Annotated in this window: 18 protein-coding genes; 10 read left to right on the top strand and 8 right to left on the bottom strand. The window is 73.5% G+C overall.

Annotation, left to right across the window (positions count from 1 at the left end):
* Positions 1-14 precede the first annotated feature (14 nt).
* Both AC5RWQ_RS22385 and AC5RWQ_RS22380 read right to left on the bottom strand, forming a co-directional pair.
* Positions 15-920, bottom strand: a complete 906-nt coding sequence (locus AC5RWQ_RS22385) for a C40 family peptidase (protein ID WP_494284640.1) — start codon at positions 918-920, stop codon at positions 15-17.
* A gap of 58 nt (positions 921-978) precedes the next feature.
* Positions 979-2,076, bottom strand: a complete 1,098-nt coding sequence (locus AC5RWQ_RS22380; protein ID WP_494284639.1) for a mandelate racemase/muconate lactonizing enzyme family protein — start codon at positions 2,074-2,076, stop codon at positions 979-981.
* Between the two features lie 43 nt (positions 2,077-2,119).
* Here AC5RWQ_RS22380 and AC5RWQ_RS22375 point away from each other — a divergent pair, with 43 nt between their 5' ends.
* Complete coding sequence (locus tag AC5RWQ_RS22375) at positions 2,120-2,917, top strand: tyrosine-protein phosphatase (RefSeq protein ID WP_494284638.1); 798 nt, start codon at positions 2,120-2,122, stop codon at positions 2,915-2,917.
* A 42-nt stretch (positions 2,918-2,959) separates the two neighbouring features.
* Here AC5RWQ_RS22375 and AC5RWQ_RS22370 read toward each other — a convergent pair whose 3' ends face one another.
* Positions 2,960-3,826, bottom strand: coding sequence for a serine hydrolase (locus tag AC5RWQ_RS22370; protein WP_494284637.1), 867 nt, complete (start codon positions 3,824-3,826; stop codon positions 2,960-2,962).
* 100 nt (positions 3,827-3,926) lie between these two features.
* Positions 3,927-5,795 (bottom strand): translational GTPase TypA, encoded by a 1,869-nt coding sequence (gene typA, locus AC5RWQ_RS22365; RefSeq protein ID WP_494284636.1) that lies wholly within the window; start codon positions 5,793-5,795, stop codon positions 3,927-3,929.
* A 133-nt stretch (positions 5,796-5,928) separates the two neighbouring features.
* Between typA and AC5RWQ_RS22360 the strand changes: the two genes are divergently transcribed.
* On the top strand, positions 5,929-7,287 hold the full coding sequence (locus tag AC5RWQ_RS22360) for a DedA family protein (RefSeq protein ID WP_494284635.1): 1,359 nt from the start codon (positions 5,929-5,931) through the stop codon (positions 7,285-7,287).
* 59 nt (positions 7,288-7,346) lie between these two features.
* Here the strand turns inward: AC5RWQ_RS22360 and AC5RWQ_RS22355 are convergent, their stop codons facing one another.
* Positions 7,347-9,473 (bottom strand): MMPL family transporter, encoded by a 2,127-nt coding sequence (locus tag AC5RWQ_RS22355; RefSeq protein ID WP_494284634.1) that lies wholly within the window; start codon positions 9,471-9,473, stop codon positions 7,347-7,349.
* Between the two features lie 177 nt (positions 9,474-9,650).
* On the opposite strand from AC5RWQ_RS22355, the gene AC5RWQ_RS22350 reads away from it, so the two are divergent.
* The 4 genes from AC5RWQ_RS22350 to AC5RWQ_RS22335 all read left to right on the top strand — a co-directional run bounded on the left by AC5RWQ_RS22350 (position 9,651) and on the right by AC5RWQ_RS22335 (position 13,277).
* Entirely contained in the window at positions 9,651-10,166 is a 516-nt protein-coding gene (locus AC5RWQ_RS22350) for a MarR family winged helix-turn-helix transcriptional regulator (RefSeq protein ID WP_494284633.1), read from the top strand.
* A gap of 334 nt (positions 10,167-10,500) precedes the next feature.
* Entirely contained in the window at positions 10,501-11,358 is an 858-nt protein-coding gene (locus AC5RWQ_RS22345; RefSeq protein WP_494284632.1) for a hypothetical protein, read from the top strand.
* Positions 11,359-11,427: 69 nt separating this feature from the next.
* Positions 11,428-12,003: an ArsR/SmtB family transcription factor gene (locus AC5RWQ_RS22340; RefSeq protein WP_334486071.1), complete on the top strand. Its 576-nt coding sequence runs from the start codon at positions 11,428-11,430 to the stop codon at positions 12,001-12,003.
* Positions 12,000-13,277 carry an MFS transporter gene (locus tag AC5RWQ_RS22335; RefSeq protein ID WP_494284631.1) on the top strand — a complete coding sequence of 426 codons (1,278 nt, stop codon included), beginning with the start codon at positions 12,000-12,002 and terminating at the stop codon, positions 13,275-13,277. The genes AC5RWQ_RS22340 and AC5RWQ_RS22335 overlap by 4 nt, the downstream gene beginning before the upstream one ends.
* Before the next feature lie 48 nt (positions 13,278-13,325).
* Here the strand turns inward: AC5RWQ_RS22335 and AC5RWQ_RS22330 are convergent, their stop codons facing one another.
* Positions 13,326-13,529, bottom strand: a complete 204-nt coding sequence (locus tag AC5RWQ_RS22330; RefSeq protein WP_007072071.1) for a cold-shock protein — start codon at positions 13,527-13,529, stop codon at positions 13,326-13,328.
* A 188-nt stretch (positions 13,530-13,717) separates the two neighbouring features.
* Between AC5RWQ_RS22330 and AC5RWQ_RS22325 the strand changes: the two genes are divergently transcribed.
* Together AC5RWQ_RS22325 and AC5RWQ_RS22320 are read left to right on the top strand one after the other, a co-directional pair.
* The gene (locus AC5RWQ_RS22325; RefSeq protein WP_494284630.1) at positions 13,718-14,401 is read left to right on the top strand and encodes a class I SAM-dependent methyltransferase; all 684 of its coding nucleotides are present in this window, start codon (positions 13,718-13,720) and stop codon (positions 14,399-14,401) included.
* 92 nt (positions 14,402-14,493) lie between these two features.
* Positions 14,494-15,120, top strand: coding sequence for a DedA family protein (locus tag AC5RWQ_RS22320; protein ID WP_494284629.1), 627 nt, complete (start codon positions 14,494-14,496; stop codon positions 15,118-15,120).
* 15 nt (positions 15,121-15,135) lie between these two features.
* On the opposite strand, the gene AC5RWQ_RS22315 is transcribed toward AC5RWQ_RS22320, so the two are convergent.
* Both AC5RWQ_RS22315 and AC5RWQ_RS22310 read right to left on the bottom strand, forming a co-directional pair.
* Positions 15,136-15,789, bottom strand: a complete 654-nt coding sequence (locus tag AC5RWQ_RS22315; RefSeq protein WP_494284628.1) for an MBL fold metallo-hydrolase — start codon at positions 15,787-15,789, stop codon at positions 15,136-15,138.
* 8 nt (positions 15,790-15,797) lie between these two features.
* Positions 15,798-16,514, bottom strand: coding sequence for a maleylpyruvate isomerase family mycothiol-dependent enzyme (locus tag AC5RWQ_RS22310; protein ID WP_494284627.1), 717 nt, complete (start codon positions 16,512-16,514; stop codon positions 15,798-15,800).
* A 177-nt stretch (positions 16,515-16,691) separates the two neighbouring features.
* On the opposite strand from AC5RWQ_RS22310, the gene rsgA reads away from it, so the two are divergent.
* Together rsgA and uvrA are read left to right on the top strand one after the other, a co-directional pair.
* The gene (gene rsgA, locus AC5RWQ_RS22305; RefSeq protein WP_494284626.1) at positions 16,692-17,771 is read left to right on the top strand and encodes a ribosome small subunit-dependent GTPase A; all 1,080 of its coding nucleotides are present in this window, start codon (positions 16,692-16,694) and stop codon (positions 17,769-17,771) included.
* 187 nt (positions 17,772-17,958) lie between these two features.
* Entirely contained in the window at positions 17,959-20,904 is a 2,946-nt protein-coding gene (gene uvrA / locus AC5RWQ_RS22300; protein WP_494284625.1) for an excinuclease ABC subunit UvrA, read from the top strand.
* The last annotated feature ends 50 nt before the right edge of the window (positions 20,905-20,954 follow it).

Here is a 20,954-nt window from a genome sequence, read left to right as displayed (position 1 = left end):
GTCGTCGTACCGGGTCAGACGCGGTGCGCGCCGACGAGGGTGGCCAGCCTGTCGGCCGGAAGCGCCTCCTCCAGCACCCGGCGCTCCCGGTAGCAGGCGTGCAGCATCCGGCGGTCGGCGGCGCCGTCGGTGACCATCCCGACGTGGTGGATGCCCCGGCCGGGGCGGGCGAAGAAGTAGAGGTCCCCGGGGCGTTCCTCGCCCGCGGGCACCGGGCTGGTCGCCGCCGCCTGGTCGCCGGCGTCGCGGGGCAGCGTCACGCCGTACCGCCGCCAGACCAGGTGCACCAGGCCGGAGCAGTCGATGCCGTGGCCGGAGAGGCCACCCCAGACGTAGACCACGTCGCGCAGCCGCTCGGCCAGCCGAAGAACTTCGCCGGCCGGTGGTGGGGTGGTGGGCAGCGGGACGACGTCCGCCTCCGGCACCCAGAGCGGGTCCGGGTGGCCGGGCGCCCGCACCGGGCACCACCCGTCGACGGCCGCGCCGGCCGGGGCGAGGCGGGTGCCGAGGACGACGCCGGGCAGTGCCACCGGGCCGTCCGGCGTGGCGTGCAGCGCGGTCACGGTGGCGTCCACCACCAGCGGGTCGGCGGTGGGAGCCTGCTGCGGGGCGAGCTGCGCGACGGGCAGCCAGCCGGGGTAGCCGCGCGGATCGAGCCGTGGCGCGGGCTGTTCGACCGCGACCACGTGCGCCCAGCCGTCCGGGCGCAGCGCGGTGACCAGCACCCGCTCGCCGAGCAGCAACTGGCTCAGCACGCAGTCGCCGACCTGCTGGTCACGGTCCATGCCGGCGACCCAGCCGGGGGTGTCGGTGGGGGTGTCGAGCGCGGGGCGGTCGACCGTCCGTACCGCCTCGGGGTCGGTCCAGAGGGTCGCGACGGCGACCCGGACGACCGCCTCGCGGCCCGCTCGCAGCTCCACGTCGACCTCCGGTTCGCGCTGACACCTATCGGGACCCTATGAAAGAAACCAACGGGACTCAAGTGCGGGTCTGCACCTTTGTTTCACCGACACCGCTGATGCCCAGCCCGGGCTCGTCCGGCAGCAGCACGGTCGCGCCGTCGTACCGGATCCCGCCGCGTACCGGCGACCAGGCCAGCCACCAGGCGGCGTCCAGATCCGACACGGCGGTGGTGCGGTGGGCGGCGACCAGGCTGGCCGCCGCACCCACCCCGACCGCGCTCTCCATCATCGAACCGACGATCGTGCCCATGCCGTGCTCACGGGCCAGGTCGAGCAGCGTGCGGGCGGCGTGCAGGCCGCCGCACTTGGCCAGCTTGACGTTGACCATGTCGGCCGCCCGACGGCGGATCACCTCGACCAGGTCCCGGACGCCGAAGACCGACTCGTCGGCGAGGATCGGCACCTGCACCCGGTCGCTGACCCAGGCCAGGCCGTCCAGGTCCCAGCGGGCCACCGGCTGCTCGACCAGCTCGACGTCGAGCCCGGCATCCTCGATGCCCCGGATCACCCGGACCGCCTCGCGCGGCGTCCAGCCCTGGTTGGCGTCCAGCCGGATCCGTACCCCCGGGCCGACCGCCGCGCGGACCGCGCGGACCCGGTCCAGGTCGCCGGCGGCGTCCGTGCCGACCTTGAGTTTGAGCACGTCGAAGCCGTCCGCGCGGCGCTGCCGGGCCGCCCCGGCCAGCTCCACCGCGTCACCGGCGGCCAGGGTGACGTCCGTCGGGACGCGCAGGCTTGTCCCGCCGAGCAACCGCACCAGGGGTACGCCGAGCCGTCGCGCCGCCAGGTCGTGCAGCGCGACGTCCAGCGCCGCCCGGGCCGACTCGTTGCCGGGGACCGCGTCCCGCACCTCGGCGCACCGGGCGACCAGGTCGTCGGCGTCCCGGCCGACCACCGCGGGAGCGAGCATGTCGCGGACGCAGGCCTCGGCGCCGGCCACCGACGCGCCGGTCACCTTCCAGACCTGCGGCGCCTCGCCGAAGCCGGACCGCCCGTCGGAGTCGATCACCTCCACGACCAGGGTGTCCACCGTGGTCGTGCGGCGCAGTGCGGTGACGAACGGCGTGTGTAAGGGGGCGGAAAGCCGGTGGGTGCGTACCGCGGCGATCGTCATGTGCGGCACCCTATACGCAGGACTAGGCCGAAGGGGGACGTCGATGACCGGGCGGGACTGGGAACTGGTGGGCGCGCCGAACGCGCGTGACCTGGGCGGCCTGCCCACGGCGGACGGGCGGCGGGTGCGGGCGGGCCGGCTGATCCGGACCCCGGCGCTGGGCCGGCTGGTCGAGGAGGACCTGCCGGTGCTCGGCAAGCTCGCCCCGACCTGCGTGGTGGACCTGCGCGACGCCTCCGAGCAGGAGGTCGCCCCGGCGGACCGGCTGGTGGGGGAGCCGAGGGTGGTGCACCTGCCGGTGCACGACCCCGCGCACCCCGTCTTCACGTACGTCTCGGCGGTGCTGCTCGGCCATGACCTCGACGCGTACGACGAGCTGGCCCGGGAGGGCACGCCGGCGGCGATGGCGGCGATCTACCGCTGGTTCGTCACCGGGGAGTCGGCGCGGGAGGGGTTCGGCACGGCGCTGCGGCTGGCGGCGGAGGAGGCGAACCTGCCGTTGCTGTTCCACTGCTCGGCCGGCAAGGACCGGACGGGGTGGCTGGCGGTGGTGCTGCTGACCGCGCTGGGCGTGGAGCCGGCCGCGATCCGGGCCGACTACCTGCGGCACAACGAGCTGACCGTGAGCCTGCGTGAGGTGCTGCTCGCCGCGATGGTCCGCCGGCAGCCGGAGCTGGACCCGGCGGCGGTCCGCCCGGTGCTGGAGGTCCGGGCGGAGTACCTGGACGCCGCCTACGACGAGGTGCGCCGGGTGCACGGGTCGTTCGACACGTACCTGCGTGACGGGCTCGGGGTCACCGGCGAGCTGCGCGACGCGCTGCGGGCGAACCTGCTGAACTGACGGGCCGGTCAGTGTCGTCGCCACCCGGCGGGCCCGCCCGCCTCAGTCGCGCAGGTCGTGCCGGGCCGCCCAGACCGCCGCCGAGACGTCGGCGATCAACCGGCAGGCATCGTCCTCGACCTCCTCGCCGCTCGCGCCGCCGTCGGCCAGGTCGGTGGTCGTGCAGACCACCACGGCGTATGGCGGGGCGTCGGCCGGGAAGACCACGCCCGCGCCGTGCCGGACCCCGCGTACCCAGCCGTTCTTGTGCGCGATCCGGGTGCCCTCCGGCAGCCCGGAGGCGAGGTCCTCGCGGTGCTCCTGGGCCAACAGCACGTCCACCATGGCCGCACAGGCCGCCGGCGAGGCCAACGGGCCGGGGCGGCGCGCGCCGGTGGCCAGCCCGGCGAGCAGGGCGGCCAGGTCGGCCGCGGTGACCACGTTGGTGATGCCGGCCTCGCGGGCGGCGAAGTCCTCGATGCCGCGCCCGGTGGCGCTGTGCCGGGCCCCGGCCAGCGCCCACGCCTGCGCGACCGCCGGCAGGCCGACCCGGCCGATGACGATGTTGGTGGCCAGGTTGCTCGACCGGGTGATCATCCGATCGGCCAGCCAGCGCAGCGGGGCCACGCCGCCCACCCGCTCCCAGACCGCCTCGTCGTTGTCGTAGTTCCGGTCGCAGCAGAACCGGGGCGCGCCCGGCAGCGCCGAGTCGAACTCGTTGACCACCGGCATCGGCGCGTCCAGGTCGAGGGTGCCCGCCTCGGCGGCCCGGTAGAGCGCGAGCAGCACCGCCGCCTTCATCGTGCTGGCCGCGTAGTGGGTCGCGTCGGGCAGCCGGGTCCAGGTCGGGGCGGCGTCGAGCCGGCCCACGTACGCCGACACGGTGCCGGGTACCCGGTCCAGGTGGGCGTCGAGATCATCCCAGGTCATGCCGGTGACCGTAGCCGACGCGCGCCGCGGGGCGTACCCCTGCCGGAGACGGCGGAGCCCGGACCGCGCGGGGCGGTCCGGGCTCCGGGGCGGCCGTGGATCAGCCGGCGTGCTTGCGGCGGGCGGCGGCCCGGCCACGGGTGGTCTGGTCCAGCACCACCTTGCGGATGCGCACCGCGGACGGGGTGACCTCGACGCACTCGTCCTCGCGGCAGAACTCCAGCGCCTGCTCCAGGGAGAGCTTGCGCGGCGGGATCAGCTTCTCGGTCTCGTCGGAGGTCGACGCCCGCATGTTGGTGAGCTTCTTCTCCTTGGTGATGTTGACGTCCATGTCGTCGGAGCGGGAGTTCTCCCCGACGATCATGCCCTCGTACACCTCGGTGGTCGGCTCGACGAAGAGCTGCCCACGCTCCTGCAGGTTGATCATCGCGAACGAGGTGACCGCACCCGCCCGGTCGGCCACCAGCGACCCGTTCTGCCGGGTCCGCAGCTCGCCGAACCACGGCTCGTACGACTCGAAGACGTGGTGCAGGATGCCGGTGCCCCGGGTGTCGGTGAGGAACTCGGTGCGGAAGCCGATCAGGCCGCGCGCCGGAACCAGCCACTCCATCCGAATCCACCCGGTGCCGTGGTTGACCAGCTGCTCCATCCGGCCCTTCCGGGTCGCCAGCAGCTGCGTGATCGCGCCCAGGTACTCCTCCGGGGCGTCGATGGTCAGCCGCTCCACCGGCTCGCAGATCTTGCCGTCGATCTCCCGGGTGACCACCTGCGGCTTGCCGACGGTCAGCTCGTACTGCTCGCGACGCATCTGCTCGACCAGGATGGCCAGCGCCAGCTCGCCACGACCCTGGACCTCCCAGGCGTCCGGCCGCTCGGTCGGCAGCACCCGCAGCGAGACGTTGCCGACCAGTTCCTTGTCGAGCCGGTCCTTGACCATCCGGGCGGTGACCTTGGAGCCCTTGACCCGGCCGACCAGCGGCGAGGTGTTGGTGCCGATGGTCATCGAGATGGCCGGCTCGTCGACGGTGATCAGCGGCAGCGGCGTGGGGTTCTCGACGTCGGCCAGCGTCTCACCGATCATGATCTCGGGGATGCCGGCGACCGCGATGATGTCGCCCGGCCCGGCGGAGTCGGCCGGCTTGCGTTCCAGGCCCTCGGTCATCAGCAGCTCGGAGATGCGGACCCGCTGGGTGCTGCCGTCGGTGCGGCACCAGGCGACGGTCTCACCCTTGCGGATGGTGCCCTGGCGGACCCGGCACAGCGCCAGCCGGCCGAGGAACGGCGAGGCGTCGAGGTTGGTGACGTGCGCCTGCAGGGGCGCGCCCTCCTCGTAGGCGGGCGGCGGGATGCTGTCCAGCAGGGTGCGGAACAGCGGCTCCAGGGAGGTGCTGTCGTTCGGCACCGAGCCGTCGACCGGCTGGGTCAGCGAGGCGATGCCGTCGCGGGCGCAGGCGTAGACGATCGGGAAGTCGATCTGCTCCTCGTCGGCGTCCAGGTCGAGGAAGAGCTCGTAGGTGTCGTCCACGACCTCCTTGATCCGAGCGTCCGGACGGTCCACCTTGTTGATGACCAGGATGATCGGCAACCGGGCGCGCAGCGCCTTGCGCAGCACGAAGCGGGTCTGCGGGAGCGGGCCCTCGCTGGCGTCCACCAGCAGCACCACGCCGTCGACCATGGTCAGGCCGCGCTCGACCTCGCCGCCGAAGTCGGCGTGGCCGGGGGTGTCGATGATGTTGATGGTCACCGGGTCGGAGCCGTCGGCCGGCAGGTAGTGCACGCCGGTGTTCTTGGCCAGGATGGTGATGCCCTTTTCCCGTTCCAGGTCACCCGAGTCCATCACCCGCTCGGTGTCCTCGCCGCGGGCGCCGTAGGCGCCGGCCTGCCGCAACATGGCGTCGACCAAGGTCGTCTTGCCGTGGTCGACGTGGGCGATGATGGCGACGTTGCGGAGGTCGGTGCGAAGCTGCATACCCTCCATACTCCTGTCTACGGTTGCCGGGCACGTGTCGGGGTCACCCCCAGATGGCCCGGATCTCTGCCGAAACTGCTGTTCCGACCGTTCCAGCGGCTGGCATGCTGGCCCCCATGTTCATGAGGGCCGGATGCATGACCTGCTGACCTCGCTGCAGGGCCTGCCGTCCCTGCTGATCTATGTGATCGCCGCGACAATCGTCGCGGGGGAGACCGCGGTGATCTTCGGTCTGCTGGTGCCGGGCGAGGCGACCCTGATGCTGGTCGGCTTCCTAGCGTACGCGGCCACGCTACGGCTTGTGCCGGCGCTGCTCGTGATGGCGGGGGCCGCGGTGATGGGAGACACACTCGCGTTCCGGTCCGGCCGCCGCTGCGGCCCCCGGCTGCGGGCCGGCGGGCTGGGCGTCCGGGTCGGGCCGCAACGCCTGGCCCGGGCCGACGCGATGCTCGGCCGGCTCGGCGGGCGGGGGGTGTTCGCCGCCCGGTGGGTGGCCTTCGCCCGCACCCTGGTGCCCCGACTGGCCGGCGCGTCCGGTATGCCGTACCGGCGGTTCGCGCCCTGGAACCTGGCGGGGGTGGTGAGCTGGGTCGGCGGCTCGGTGCTGCTGGGCAACCTGGCCGGCGAGTCGTACGAGACGGTCTCCCGGCTGCTCGGCCGCGCCACCGGCGCGGTGCTGGTGCTGCTGGTGGTGCTGGCGGGGATCGTGCTGGTCGGGCGCTGGCTGGGCCGCAACCCCGATCCGGTACGCGCGCTGCTCGGCCGGGCCGCCGCGCTGCCGCCGGTGCGCTGGGTCACCGGCCGGTACGGGATCCTCTTCTTCCTGATCGCCATGCGCGCCGGGCCGGGCGGGGCGCTGCTGCTCAACCTGGCGGCCGGCCTGGGCCTGCTCTTCGCCGCCGGGTTCGCCGTCGCCTGGCTGTTCGGAACGGTGGTCCGGTGGAGCGGGCTGGTGGTGGTCGACGGGGCGATCGCCGACTGGTTCGCGCAGCGGCGTACGCCCGGTGCGGTGGACGTCGCGCTGGCGACGGTCTCGGTGCTGCGGGCCTCGTTCCTGATCGGGCTGGTGGCGGTGGTGGCCGCCGTCCTCGCCTGGCGGACCCGGCCCTGGCGGGCCGACCTGCTCAGCGTCTTCGGCACCGTCGGCGCGTTCCTGCCGCTGGTGGTGCTGGCCGTGGTAGCCGACGTGACCGTGCCGGCGCCGGCCGCTGTGGTCTTTCCGACCCAGAACGCGGTGGTGGCGGCGAGCCTCTGCACCCTCGCCTGGCTGCTGTCCCGCGACGCCCGCTGGCCGGTCGCGGTGGCGGCCTGGACGGTGGCGGCTGCGGGCATCGCGGTGTGTGGCGGGGCCCGCCTCTACCTGGGATGGAGCACGGCCAGCGGGACGGCGACGTCGGTGCTGCTCGGGGTGGGCTGGACGGTGGTGTTCGTGGTCGCCTGGGCGACCCGGGACCGGGCGGTGGGCGCCGAGGACGGCTCGCCGGACCGGTGACGACGGACGGGGGCCGGGGGCGTCGCCGCCCCGGCCCCCGTCGCCGGCTCTCCCGTCGGTCAGTGCCCGGCGGCGACCGGCTCCCGCTCGGCCGAGGGCTCCCCGGCGGGCTGCCGGGCAACCCGCCCCGGCCACCAGAACCGGTCGCCGAGGAGGAACGCCAGCGCCGGCACCAGCACCGTGCGCACCAGCAGCGTGTCCAGCAGGACACCGATGCAGACGATGATCCCGATCTGGGTCAGCGTGATCAGCGGCAGCACCCCGAGCACCGCGAACACCGCCGCGAGCAGCACACCCGCGCTGGTGATGACGCCACCGGTCACCCGCAGGGCGGAGAGTATCCCGTCCCGGGTGCCCACCCGGCGCGCGTCCTCGCGGGCCCGGGTGACCAGGAAGATGTTGTAGTCCACGCCGAGGGCGACCAGGAACACGAACGCGAGCAGCAGCACGCCGCTGTCCAGCGCCGGGAAGTCGAGCACGTGGTCGAAGAGCAGCCACGCGGCGCCCAGGCTGGCGAAGAAGGACGCGATCACGGTGAGCACCAGCAGGAGCGGGGCGAGCAGGCCGCGCAGCAGCAGGACCAGCACCGCGCCGACGAGCAGCAGGATGATCGGCAGGATGAGCCGCTGGTCCTTCCCGTTGGCCTCGTCGGTGTCGTAGGCGGCGGCGATGTTGCCACCGACCACGGCGCCGTCGACGTCGTCCGCGCCGTCGACCGCGGGCGGGACGGAGTCGGGTACGGCGGCGACCGCGTCGCGCAGCGCCTTGATCGCCCGGTCCGAGGCCGGCGTGCCCGGCTCGGCCTCCAACACCACGTCGACCTGGGCGACCGCCTGGCCCGCGTCGCCGGGTCGGGCGGAGGCGACACCGGGGACGGCCGTCGCGGCCCGGGTCACCGCCGACACCGCGGCGGGGTTGGTCAGCACGGCGACCGGCTGGGTGGTCCCGGCGGGGAACGCCTGGGCGAGGGTCTGCGCGCCGGTCACCGCCTCCGGCTTCGCCCGGAACTGCTCGGTCTCGGACAGGCCGGTGCGGATGCCGAGGCCGCCGAGGGCGAGGGCGGCGAGCAGCAGGGTGGCCAGCGCCGCGACCGGCGCCGGGCGACGGATCACGGCCCCGCCGAGCCGGCCCCAGAGCCGGCCCTCGCGGGCGGTCTCGCCGACCTTGGGTACGAACGGCCAGAACAGTCCGCGTCCGAAGATCACCAGCGCGGCGGGCAGGACGAAGAGCGCGGAGAGCATGGCGAACACCACGCCGGTGGCGCAGGCCACGGCGAGCGCCCGATTCGTCTCCTGCTCGGACAGCAGCAGGGTGAGCACGCCGAGGACCACGGTGACGCCGCTGGCGAGGATGGGCTCGGCGGTCCGCCGCAGGGCCGCCCGCATCGCGACGAACCGGTCCTGCTCACGGTGCAGTTCCTCGCGGTAGCGGGCGATGAGCAGCAGGGCGTAGTCGGTGGCGGCGCCGAAGACCAGAACGCTGGCGATGCCGGTGACCGCGCCCTCCTGGAGGTTGATGCCGACGGCCGGGACGATGGTGTCCACCGCGCGCAGGGTGAGCTGCTCGGTCGCCGCGACGACGACCAGCGGCACGATCCAGAGGAACGGGCTGCGGTAGGTGATCAGCAGCAGCAGCGCCACGACGCCGGCGGTGACCAGCAGCAGGGTGGTGTCGGCGCCCTCGAAGACCTTGGTGAGGTCGGCGGTGAAGGCGGGCCCGCCGGTCACCTCGACGGTGAGGTCGTCGGGCAGGTCGGCCAGGGAGCCGCGGAGCTGGTCGACGGTCTCGGCGACCTGGCCCTGGCCGCCGGCGGTGGAGAGCGGCACGGCGACCAGCGCGACCGCGCCGTCCGGGGAGACCTGCGGAGGGCTGACCCGGCCGCCGACGGCGAACCGGCCCAGCCCGGCGGTGGCGCCGGTGAGCGCCGCCCGGTCGGGCTCGGTGAGCGCCGCCCGGTCGTCGCGGCTGACCACCACGATGGCCGGCTGGACGTCCCTGGACGGCAGTTGTTCCTGGAGGCGTTCGACCTGGGTCGACTGCCACTCGACGGAGAGGCCGGTGGCCGACACGGGCGCCGGGTTGTCGGGCCTGGGGAGCCCGAAGACGGCCGCGCCGACTCCGATCGCGGCGACCACGGTGAGCCACGCGGCGAGCCGGCCGCGGGCTACGCGGGTGAACACAGACATCGGATGCCCTCACGGTCCTTCGACGGTAAAATCTCGACTGCCAAGAGTTTTGCTCATCAAGAGTATCGTGGCAACTCGAAGAACGAGCATCTTGATAGGCGAGATTTAAGCGGACGTTCTATGCTGCAACCCGGCCCGTTCGACAGGGGGAATCGACGAGACGTGGCAGCACACGGCATGTATCGGCGGCGGACGGACCGGCGCGGGCGGATGATCGCGGACATCACCAACGACCTGCGCCGCTACTCGTCGGACGCCCAGCACGTCGGGCATGCCTTCGCCAACCTGCACGGCCTCAACGCCACCGACCTGCAGGCCCTCATCGCTGTGATGGACGCCGAGCTGGCCGAGGACCCGATCACCCCCGGCCGGCTGGGGGAGCAGCTCAATCTCTCCTCCGGGTCGGTGACCGCCCTGATCGACCGGCTGGAGCGGGCCGGGCACATCCGGCGCGACCGGGACACCGTCGACCGGCGCAAGGTGCTGCTGCACTACGCCGACCGGGGCGCCGCCCTGGCGATGGAGTTCTTCCAGCCGCTGGGTGCGCGGACCGACCGGGTGATGGCCGACTTCACCGACGGCGAGCTCGAGGTGGTCCACCGCTTCATGGCGGCGATGAGCGGGTCGGTGCGTGAACACCGGGACGCCGTGCGCGCCGCCCGCCCGGAACCGCCCCGGCGGACCGCGGACTGACCCGTGCCGGGCCGGCTCGTCCGGGCCGCCCCGCCCTCGGTAGCCGGCCGACCTGCGCCCGTGAACCGCTCCGCGCCGCCGTCACTCTCCGCGCCGGCTGGCCGGATACCGTGCGCATCCGTCCATGGTGAGCCGTCGCTGCTCCCAGCGGATCCACAGCTTGAACCTATCTGAACAGATGCCCGCTGAACTGGGGTTTCTCCGGCGTCGACGGTTATCGTTCAATCGACGCCCGACGACGTGCATCCTCCGGTCGGGTCCGCTCCCGGATTGACGCCCGCATACGCGGAGTCACCGTCGCGCCCTGACCCCCGCCCGATGGAAGGGGGACCCCATGACCACGGCCCCGGCCAACCTGCTGGCCGTCCGCCGGCTGCTCCTCGACCACCTGCCCAACCTCGACCCCGCCTCGGTGGGGATCGTCGGCGACTCGGCCCACCGCGGCGGCTACCACTGTGGATCGGACCGGGTGGTGACCAACGACTACTCGGTGGTGGAGTCCCCACGGGACACCAACGGCCTCACCCTCTACGCCTCCGCGCTCGACGTCGGCACCTTCACGGTGCGATCCAACGGTGCGACGCACAACCTGCGGACGTTCTCGAACTGGTGCGTCGCACAGTGCCGGGCGAACACCTCGGACAGCCGGGACCTCCGCTCGATCATCTACTCCCCGGACGGGGTGACCGTGCGGCGGTGGGACCGGCTGGGCAGGCGCACCACCGGCGACGACTCGCACCTCTACCACACCCACTTCAGCTTCTTTCGCGACTCGACCAAGGCCGGACGGGACCAGACCCCGCTGTTCCGGCGCTACCTGACCTCCATCGGACTCCTGGAAGGCCCCGACATGACCCCCGAAGAGCACAGCTGGCTGCAGACCGTCCACCGCAACCTGACCGTCCTGGACGGGCGGAACCCGGTGGGTCAGATCTACACCCGGATGGCGATGGGCGAGGACCACACCAACCCCGACTTCGTCGTAACGCACCCGACCCTGAAGTCCCTCGGTGCGCAGCTCACCGCCCTCCAGACGGCACTCGCCGCGCTGGCGAACAAGGACTTCACCGACGAGCAGGCGATCATCACCGGCGTGCTGGCCGGGCTCACCCCGGAGAAGATCGCCGCGGCCATCCCGCCGACCATCGCCAAGCAGGTCGCCGACGAACTCGCCAACCGTCTGGCGGCCTGACCGGGTTCCGCAACACCTATTCCGCAATATCTCTTGCGGAATAGGTGTTGCGGATGTCAGGCTGTCGGCGTGGAAACCCCCGACGTACGCCAGGTCACCGACTCGCGGGTGCTCGCCGCGATGTCCCACCCGCTACGCCGCCGACTGATGGACGTGCTCAAGGTCGACGGTCCGTCCACCGTCGGCATGCTGGCCGAGCGCACCGACCAGGCGCCGGCCAACGTCAGCCACCACCTCAGGGTGCTGGCCGCGGCCGAGCTGGTCGTCGAGGCGCCCGAGCGGGCCCGGGACCGCCGGGAACGGTGGTGGCGGCTGGTCACCCGCGGGGTCCGCTGGTCCAACACCGACTTCGACGCCGACCCCGCGGCCCGCGCGGTCGCCGACGCGGCCACCTCGCTCAACCTCGACCGGCACGTCGCGCTGGCCCGGGCCTGGCACGCGGCGGACGAGTCCGCGCAGGCCGCCTGGGGCGACGGGCCCTTCTCCACCGACCGCTGGCTGCGGCTCACCCCTGAGGAGCTGGCCGAACTCGGCCGCGAGGTGATCGACCTGCTGGCCCGCTGGGGCGACCGCGAGATCCCGGACGACGGCCGGGACCGGCAACCGGTCTTCCTCTTCGCCTACGGCGTCCCGGCCCAGCCGTGACCCTCACCCGGCCGACCGTCGCCCCGGCCCGGGGGCCGGGCGGGCTCTCGGGGCACCGTGACTTCCGCCTGCTCTGGGCCGCCCAGACGGTCAGCGCGGTCGGCAGCAACGTCACCGCGGTCGCGCTGCCGCTGGTGGCGGTCGCGGTCCTCGGCGCCGGCCCGTTCGCTGCGGCGGTGCTCACCGCCGCCGCCTGGCTGCCCTGGCTGCTGGTCGGCCTGCCCGCCGGAGCCTGGGTGGACCGGCTGCGGCGCCGCCCGGTGATGATCATCTGCGACCTGCTGTCGGCGCTGCTGTTCCTCAGCGTCCCGGTGGCCGCGGCGCTCGGCGTGCTCACCATGGGCCAGCTGCTGGCTGTGGCGCTCGTCGCCGGCGCCGCCCGGGTCTTCTTCGAGACCGCCGACCAGGTCTACCTGCCCGTGCTGCTCCGCCCCGAGCAGGTGCCGGCGGGCAACGCCCGGCTCCAGACCACCCAGACCGCCAGTTACGTGGTCGGGCCCGGGCTGGCCGGCCTGATCGCCCAGCTCGCCGGCGCGGTCGCCGCGCTGCTGGTGGACGCGGTCAGCTTCCTGGTCTCGGCGTGGTGCCTGTGGCGGATCCGGGCGGTCGAGCCGGGGCCGGCCCCGCGCGAGCGGTCCACCTCGTTGCGCCGGGAGATCACCGAAGGACTGCGGTTCGTCGCGCGCGACCCGTACCTGCGGGTGCTCACCGCCTTCGGCGCCGCCAGCAACGTCGGGCTGATCGGCTACCAGGCGGTGCTGGTGGTCTTCCTGGTCCGCGACGTCGGGCTGGCACCCGGGCCGGTCGGCACGCTGGTCGCCGTCACCAGCCTCGGCGGGGTGGTCGGGGCGGTGGCTGCCACGACCGTCGCCCGGCGGATCGGCACCGGTCGGGCACTGCTGCTGGCCGGCGCGCTTACCGGGCCGCCCGCCCTGCTCATCCCGCTCGCCGGGCCCGGCGCGCGGCTGGTCTGGCTCGCGCTGGGCGGAATCCTGGTGAGCTTCGGGGTGGCGATCGGGAACGTCGTCAAGGGCAGCTTCCGGCAGACGTACACCCCGCACCACCTGCTGGGCCGGGTGACGGTGAGCGGGCAGCTGCTCAACTACGGGACCATTCCGCTGGCCGCCGTGCTCGCCGGCGCCATCGGCGCCGGGTACGGCCCGCACCGGGCCATCCTGGTGATGACCGGGTGGCTGGCGCTGACCCCGCTGATCCTGCTGGTCGGCCCGATCCGGCTACGGCGGGACCTGCCGACGGCCGCCCACGCGGCCTGAGACGCGCAGCGGCGGCGGTCGGGAACGACCGCCGCCACCGGCACGGAACTACATCGGGCGGACGTTGTCCGCCTGCGGCCCCTTCTGCCCCTGGGTCACCTCGAACTCGACCTTCTGGCCCTCGTTCAGTTCCCGGTAACCACTCGTCGCGATGGCCGAGTAGTGGACGAACACGTCCGGACCTCCGCCGTCCTGCTCGATGAAGCCGAAGCCCTTTTCCGAGTTGAACCACTTGACCGTGCCGGTTGCCATGCATCTCTCCCTGTTCAAGACGGGTGACCCTCCGCGTCCACGGGACGGTCGCCCTGTACCTCCTCGACAGTAACCGGCGGACCGCCGGTTTGCGCGCCGAAGTGCCGTAGAGAGGTCAACGGAAAACGTGTCGCGGGTCGCGTAGCAAAACCGGCCCGGCCTCTACCCGGCTCCGGCATGCTCGACCGGTGACCGCACCCAGTACAACAGCGTTGACCGTCCTGGAACACGAGATCGACGCCCCGGGCGACGGCCTGGACCGCCTCCGGCTGGTCCCCACCCCGTTCGTGCCCGAGGTGCGGCTGCACCTCGCCGAGGACGCCATCGTCTGGTGGGCCCGGATGGAGGCCGCCGCCGGTCACACCCTGGCGCCCCCGTACTGGGCCTCGGCCTGGGCCGGCGGGCAGGCGCTCGCCCGGTACCTGCTCGACCACCCGGAGCTGGTCGCGGGGCGCCGGGTGCTCGACCTCGCCGCCGGCTCGGGGCTGGTGGCCATCGCCGCCGCGCTGGCCGGCGCCGGACGGGTCGTCGCCAACGACGTCGACCCCTGGGCGGTGGCCGCGGTGACGGTCAACGCCCGGGCCAACCGGGTGGCGGTCGTCACCACCGGGAGCGACCTGCTCGACGGCGACGCCGACGGGGCGGACCTGCTGCTCGCCGGCGACGTGCTCTACGACGCGGAGCTGGCCGAGCGGGTGCTGCCCTTCCTGCGCCGCGCCGCCGCCGCCGGGGCGCAGGTGCTGGTCGGCGACCCCGATCGGGGACACCTGCCGGCCGGCGCGCTGGAGGTCGTCGCCCGGTACCCGGTGCCGACCACCGAACCCCAGGTCGACGGCCTGGTACGCCAGGTGCAGGTGCTCCGGCCGCGCTGACCCGCTCAGGGGTGACCCCGAGCCCGGGTTCAGGGGGTGGTGGGGGGCCGGACCCGATGTGGCGGGGACACCCCCGGCCATAGGTTCATCCCATGCTGGATTCGTTGGCGCAGGTCGGGGAGTTGCCGGTCACCCTCCTGATGGGAGTGCTGGGGCTGGTCATGCTCCTGGACGCCGTACCGCTGCTCGGGGTGCTGGTGCCCGGGGACGTAGCGATCCTCGCGGCCGTCGGCGCGGCGGGTGGCGCGACGACCGGCGCGGCCACCCTCGGCGCGGTCGTCGGCGGTTGCGTCGCCGGCTGGTCGCTGAGCTTCCTCGCCGGCCGGGTGTACGGCGACCGGCTGCGGCGCAGCCGCGTCGGCGGCTGGATCGGCGAGGCCCGCTGGGCGGCCGCCGAGGGAATCCTGCGCTCCGGTGGCGGGCGGATGGTGCTGGTCGCGCCCTTCCTGCCGGTCTTCAACGCGCTGCTGCCGCTGGCCGCCGGCGGGCTGCGGATGTCGTACCGCCGGTTCGTCGGCTGGGCGACCGCCGGCGCGGTGGCCTGGGCCGGTCTCTACCTGGCGCTGGGCACCGCCTCGCGGTCGCTGGCCGGGCTGCTGCCGGGGGAGGGGAGCCCGATGCTGTTCACCATGGCGGTCGGGCTGCTGCTGGCCGGGACGATGCTGTTCGGCGCCCGACGCCGGCTGCGGGCGGTGGCCGGCGTCGGTCAGCCAAGCTGACCGACGCCGGGCGGCTCACCAGCCGCGGGCCCGCCACTGCGGCACCGAGGGCCGCTCCGCGCCGAGGGTGCTGTCCTGGCCGTGACCCGGGTAGAACCAGGTCTCGTCCGGCAGCCGGTCGAAGAGTTTGTGTTCGACGTCGTCGATCAGCTGGGCGAAGCGCTCCGGGTCCTTGTCGGTGTTGCCCACCCCGCCGGGGAAAAGGGAATCGCCGGTGAACAGGTGCGGGGGGCCGGCCGGGTCGCGGTAGAGCAGCGCGATCGAGCCGGGAGTGTGCCCCTTGATGTGCACGACCTCCAGCGCGCAGTCGCCGACCGCCACCGTGTCGCCGTCGGTGAGCGTCTCCGCGGCGATCGGCAGGCCCTCGGCGTCGTCGGCGTGCGCCAGGACGCGGGCGCCGGTCTTGGCGGCCACCTCCTCCAAGGCGACCCAGTGGTCCATGTGGCGGTGGGTGGTGACCACGCTGGACAGGCCACCGTCGCCGACCAGGTCGAGCAGCCGGGGCGCCTCGTTCGCGGCGTCGATCAGCACCTGCTCGCCGGTTTCCCGGCAGCGCAGCAGGTAGGCGTTGTTGTCCATCGGGCCGACCGACAGCTTGGTGACGGTGAGCCGGTCCAGCTCCCGGACGGCGGGCGGGCCGCCGGGCGTGACGTCTCCGGTGTAGCTCATGACGGTGTCTATATCCATTCCGGTGGAGTCGGCAGGTGACCGTCCGGGGTGACGGTCAGCGGGTCGCCGCTGCTGCGGCCGATCAACCAGGCGGCCAGCTCGGCGGCGGGACCGGCGATCCGGGGCGCGCGCTCGGGGTCGCCGACGATGAACTCCTGCGGGCCGTCGTCGGGGTGCAGCACCATCGGCGGCGCGTCGTCGCGGGCGGCGAGGCCGGCGCCGACCTCGTGCAGCAGGTGCTGGGCGAACGCGGCCGGCCAGTCGGCCGGCCGATAGCCGGCGGCCAGGTCGACGTGGTGCACCTCCAGCTCGCGCAGCCGGCCCCAGACCAGCAGCGCCGCCTGCCACGGCCCGCGCCGGGTCTCCACGGTGGCCGCCCACGCCTCGACCGGCATCGCGGCCACGGCCTCGGTGAACCGCTCGGCGGAGCGGTGCAGGTCGTCGAGGTGCGCGGCCACCGGCCGGGCGGCGCCGGCCTCGATGTCGGCGCTGCGGGCCGCGATGCTGGCGTACATCGGGATCCGCTCGCCGGTACGGGCGGAGGTGAGCAGGTTGACGAAGCCGTCGGCGTTGCGGGCCAGGTGGGCCAGCACGTGGCCGCGGGTCCAACCGGGCAACAGGGAGGGCGCCGCGAGGTCCGCGGCGTCCAGCCCCTCAGCGGTACGGAGCAACCGGTCGGTGGCGGCGGCCACCTCGCCGGTCAGCAGAAGCGGATCCGTGGTCACGCCACGACCCTAGCGGTCCCGGCCCGGCCCGTCGCCGGGGAAATCGCTTTCGGCGCGTCGGCGCGACCCCTACCGTCGGCGTCGTACGGGACACCGGGACGACGGACGGGGGGTGGTGACATGCCGGTCGCAGCACGCGTGTTCCCCGCCACCCGTTTCTCTCCCGAAGAGGATGACATGACCATCGATCTGACCGCCCTCGGCCTCGACGCCGAGCGGGCGGCGTACGTACGCCGGCGCCCCGACCGACGTCCGGGCCGGGTGGCCCGGGTCGACCGCGGCGTCTGCACCGTGCTCTGCGCGGACGGCCCGGTCCGCGCCAGCCTGGGCCCGGCGGTGCTGGCCGCCGCCGCCCGGGATCTCTCCGCGCTGCCCTGCGCGGGTGACTGGGTGCTGCTGGCGACCTGGCCGGACGGCCCGGTGACCGTCGACACGGTGCTGCCCCGACGCACCGCGCTGGTCCGGCGGACCGCCGGCAAGGACGCCAGCGGGCAGGTGCTCGCCGCCAACCTCGACACCGCGGCGGTGGTCGAGCCGGTCCATCCGGAGCCGGACGTGGCCCGGATCGAGCGGCTGCTCTCGCTGGCCCACGAGTCGGGGGCCACGCCGCTGGTGGTGCTCACCAAGGTCGACCTGGCCGCCGACCCGGAGGCGGTCGCCCGACAGCTCGCCGCGGTGGCCCCGGGGGTGCCGGTGCTGCCGGTCAGCGCCGAGCAGGGCACCGGCCTGGCGCCGCTGCGGGAGCACGTCGCCCCGGGGCGGACCCTGGGGCTGCTCGGGCCCTCCGGCGCGGGCAAGTCGAGCCTGGTCAACGCCCTCGCCGGGGCGGCCGTCATGCCCACCCAGGCGATCCGGCGGGTCGACGGCAAGGGGCGGCACACCACCACCTGGCGGGCGCTGGTCCCGATCCCCGGCGGCGGCGCGGTGCTGGACACCCCGGGGGTACGGGCCGTCGGCCTGCTCGACGGCACCGCCGGGCTGGACCGGGCGTTCGCCGACATCGCCGAGCTGGCCACCGGCTGCCGGTACGCCGACTGCGGGCACGAGGCCGAGCCGTCCTGCGCGGTGCGGGAGGCGCTGGAGAGCGGGGAGCTGCCCGCCCGGCGCTGGGAGAGCTGGCGTCGGCTCCAGCGGGAGGTGGCGTACGAGAGCCGCCGCCGGGAGACCCGGCTGGCCGCGGAGCGGCGGGGCGGCTGGCGGGGTGGCCGGCGTCGCACGGCGCGTCCGTCGTCGCCACCGGGTCCGGGGGGATTCTGACGGGTCAGCTCCGGCTGCGGAGGGCGAGCCCGACCGGTGTGAGCTGGGGGAATGTGCGGGCGCGGAAAGTTGTCGTACCTCGGGGCTAGTCTTGCCGAGGCGTTCTTTCTGCGCCCGCAAAACCGCTCAGACCTCGCTCGGAGCGGCCAGATCCGCCTCACTCTTTTCATCCGGGAGCACACGCACCGTGGCCGACCGACTGATCATCCGTGGCGCGCGCGAGCACAACCTGCGTGACGTCAGTCTCGACCTGCCCCGGGACGCCCTGATCGTCTTCACCGGGCTCTCCGGGTCGGGCAAGTCGAGCCTGGCCTTCGACACCATCTTCGCCGAGGGCCAGCGGCGCTACGTCGAGTCGCTCTCGTCGTACGCCCGGCAGTTCCTCGGCCAGATGGACAAGCCCGACGTCGACTTCATCGAGGGCCTCAGCCCCGCCGTCTCGATCGACCAGAAGTCCACCTCGCGCAACCCGCGCTCCACGGTCGGCACCATCACCGAGGTCTACGACTACCTCCGGCTGCTCTTCGCCCGGATCGGCGAGCCGCACTGCCCGGTCTGCGGCGAACGGATCTCCAAGCAGAGTCCGCAGCAGATCGTCGACCGGGTCCTGGCCATGGCCGAGGGCACGAAGTTCATGGTGCTCGCCCCGGTGGTGCGCGGCCGCAAGGGCGAATACGTCGACCTCTTCGCCGAGCTCCAGGGCAAGGGCTACGCCCGGGCCCGGGTCGACGGCGTGGTGCACCAGCTCACCGAGCCGCCGAAGCTCAAGAAGCAGGAGAAGCACACCATCGAGGTGGTGATCGACCGGCTCAGCGTCAAGGCGAGCGCCAAGCAGCGGCTGACCGACTCGGTCGAGGCCGCGCTCGGCCTCTCCGGCGGCCTGGTGCTGCTCGACTTCGTCGACCTGGCCGAGGACCACCCCGACCGGGAGCGCCGCTACTCCGAGCACCTGGCCTGCCCGAACGACCACCCCCTCGCCATCGAGGACCTGGAGCCCCGGGTCTTCTCCTTCAACGCGCCGTACGGCGCCTGCCCGGACTGCACCGGCCTGGGCACCAAGAAGGAGGTCGACCCGGAACTGGTCGTCCCGGACCCGGAGCGCACCCTGCGCGACGGCGCGCTCCAGCCCTGGGCCACCGGGCACAACCTGGAATACTTCCTCCGGCTGCTGGAGGCGCTCGGCGAGAGCCAGCACTTCGACATCGACACGTCGTGGCGGGCGCTGCCCTCCCGGGCCCAGAAGATCATCCTGCACGGCTCCGACGACCAGGTGCACGTCCGCTACCGCAACAAGTACGGCCGCGAGCGCTCCTACTACACCGGCTTCGAGGGCGTGGTGCAGTGGATCGAGCGCCGGCACACCGACACCGAGTCGGAGTGGTCGCGGGACAAGTACGAGGGTTACATGCGGGACGTGCCCTGCGCGGCCTGCGGCGGCACCCGGCTCAAGCCCGAGGTGCTCGCGGTCACCCTCGCCGGCCGGAGCATCGCCGAGGTCTGCAACCTGTCGGTGGGCGAGGCGGCCGAGCTGCTCGCCGGCATCGAGCTGACCGACCGGCAGAAGATGATCGCCGAGCGGGTGCTCAAGGAGATCAACGCCCGGCTGAAGTTCCTGCTCGACGTCGGCCTGGACTACCTCTCCCTGGACCGCGCGGCCGGCACCCTCTCCGGCGGTGAGGCGCAGCGCATCCGGCTGGCCACCCAGATCGGCTCCGGCCTGGTCGGCGTGCTCTACGTGCTGGACGAGCCGTCGATCGGCCTGCACCAGCGGGACAACCACCGGCTGATCGAGACCCTGATCCGGCTGCGCGGTCTGGGCAACACGCTGATCGTGGTCGAGCACGACGAGGACACCATCCGCACGGCCGACTGGATCGTCGACATCGGCCCGGGGGCCGGCGAGCACGGCGGCAAGATCGTGCACAGCGGCTCGGTGCCCGCGCTGCTGGAAAATCCGGAGTCGGTCACCGGGGCGTACCTGTCCGGCCGCAAGGCGATCCCGACGCCCCGGCAGCGCCGCCCGCAGACGCCGGAGCGGGAGCTGGTGGTGCACGGGGCGCGCGAGCACAACCTGCGCGACCTCACCGTCTCCTTCCCGCTCGGCCAGCTGATCGCGGTCACCGGGGTCTCCGGCTCCGGCAAGTCGACCCTGGTCAACGACATCCTGCACGCCGTGCTGGCCAACCAGATCAACGGCGCGCGGCTGGTCCCCGGCCGGCACACCCGGGTCACCGGCCTGGAGCACGTCGACAAGGTCGTCGGGGTCGACCAGTCGCCGATCGGGCGCACGCCCCGGTCCAACCCGGCCACCTACACCGGGGTCTGGGACCACGTCCGCAAGCTCTTCGCCGAGACGACCGAGGCCAAGGTCCGGGGGTACGGCCCGGGCCGGTTCTCGTTCAACGTCAAGGGCGGGCGCTGCGAGGCCTGCTCCGGTGACGGCACCATCAAGATCGAGATGAACTTCCTGCCGGACGTCTACGTCCCCTGCGAGGTCTGCAAGGGCGCCCGTTACAACCGGGAGACCCTGGAGGTCCACTACAAGGGCCGGACCGTCTCCGACGTGCTGGAGATGCCGATCGAGGAGGCGGCCGAGTTCTTCTCCGCCATCCCGGCCATCCACCGGCACCTCAAGACGCTGGTGGACGTCGGCCTCGGCTACGTCCGGCTCGGCCAGCCCGCGCCGACGCTCTCCGGCGGTGAGGCGCAGCGGGTCAAGCTCGCCTCCGAGCTGCAGAAGCGCTCCACCGGCCGGACGGTCTACGTGCTCGACGAGCCCACCACCGGCCTGCACTTCGAGGACATCCGCAAGCTGCTGATGGTGCTGGAGGGCCTGGTCGACAAGGGCAACACGGTGATCACCATCGAGCACAACCTCGACGTGATCAAGACCGCCGACTGGCTGATCGACATGGGCCCGGAGGGCGGCCACCGGGGCGGCCTGGTGCTGGCCACCGGCACGCCCGAGGAGGTCGCCGAGGTGGCCGAGAGCCACACCGGCCAGTTCCTGCGCCAGGTGCTCAAGCTCGACGGCGAGGCCAAGGGCGCCAAGGCGGCCACCACCCGGGCGGCCAGGGCCAACGGCAGCACCGCGAAGCCGCGTACCCGGAAGGTGCCGGCCGGGGCGCGCTGAGCGACGCCACGGCGTGGCGGTGCGCGACGCTGACGGGCGGGTCGGGGAAC

This window comes from Micromonospora sp. BS32 (assembly GCF_059089345.1).
The sequence above is the reverse complement of the archived record's forward strand: the minus strand, read 5'-3'. Positions and strand labels throughout refer to the sequence as shown.